General features: G+C 55.0%; 1 protein-coding gene. It reads right to left on the bottom strand.

The window, feature by feature from the left end; translation table 11 throughout:
- Window positions 1-12: 12 nt before the first annotated feature.
- A protein-coding gene (locus MUB52_RS23920; RefSeq protein ID WP_263846667.1) for an IS5 family transposase occupies window positions 13-770 on the bottom strand; the annotation gives its coding sequence in 2 pieces (ribosomal slippage) (window positions 13-434 and window positions 434-770; 759 coding nt in all).
- Window positions 771-835: the final 65 nt, after the last annotated feature.

Below are 835 nucleotides of genomic sequence, written 5' to 3'. Positions count from 1 at the left end.
TAGGGTCAGGACTCATAACCAATAGATGACTGTTGCTGCGAGAGCGATTGCGGAGAGGAAGACCTTCGGACATCGGTCGTAGCGGGTTGCGACGCGTCGCCAACCCTTGAGCCTGCCGAACATGATCTCGATGCGGTTGCGGCGTTTGTACTTGCGCTTGTCGTATCGCACAGGTTTGGAGCGGGACTTTCGGCAGGGGATGCATGGGCGTATGCCCTTGTCTTGCAGGGCTTCTCGAAACCAATCTGCATCATAGCCACGGTCTCCAAGTAGCCAGTCGACGTTTGGCAGGCTGCTCAGCAGCGCCCTTGCCCCGATGTAGTCGCTGACCTGCCCAGCGGTGACAAAGAAGTTGATCGGGCGTCCTTGGCTGTCACAGACCGCATGAAGCTTCGTGTTCATCCCACCCTTGGTGCGGCCAATCAGACGTCCAAGCCCCCCTTTTTGACGCCCATGCTGGTCGCGGTGCGGTGAGCCTTGAGATACGTGGCATCAATCATGACAGTCTTCTCTTCGCTGTGTTCAGCAGCAAGGCCCATCATGATCTGAGCAAAGACACCTTTCTCACTCCACCGCTTCCAGCGATTGTACAGGGTCTTGTGTGGCCCATATTCCTTGGGTGCATCTCGCCATCGTAAGCCATTGCGATTAATGAAGATAATGCCGCTCAGCACGCGTCTATCATCGACGCGCGGTTTGCCATGAGACTTCGGAAAGTAGGGTTCAAGACGCGCCATTTGCCCGTCATCCAGCCAATATAGATCGCTCATATCACCATTCGATTTTCGACCGATGAATCATGCCACTCAAAGGAAATCAATGGGTCCTGACCCTA

The sequence above is a fragment of the Roseobacter sinensis genome (assembly GCF_025755255.1).
Classification (GTDB): Bacteria; Pseudomonadota; Alphaproteobacteria; order Rhodobacterales; family Rhodobacteraceae; genus Roseobacter; species Roseobacter sinensis.
Note: the sequence above shows the minus strand (reverse complement) of the source record. Positions and strands in the feature narration are given on the sequence as shown.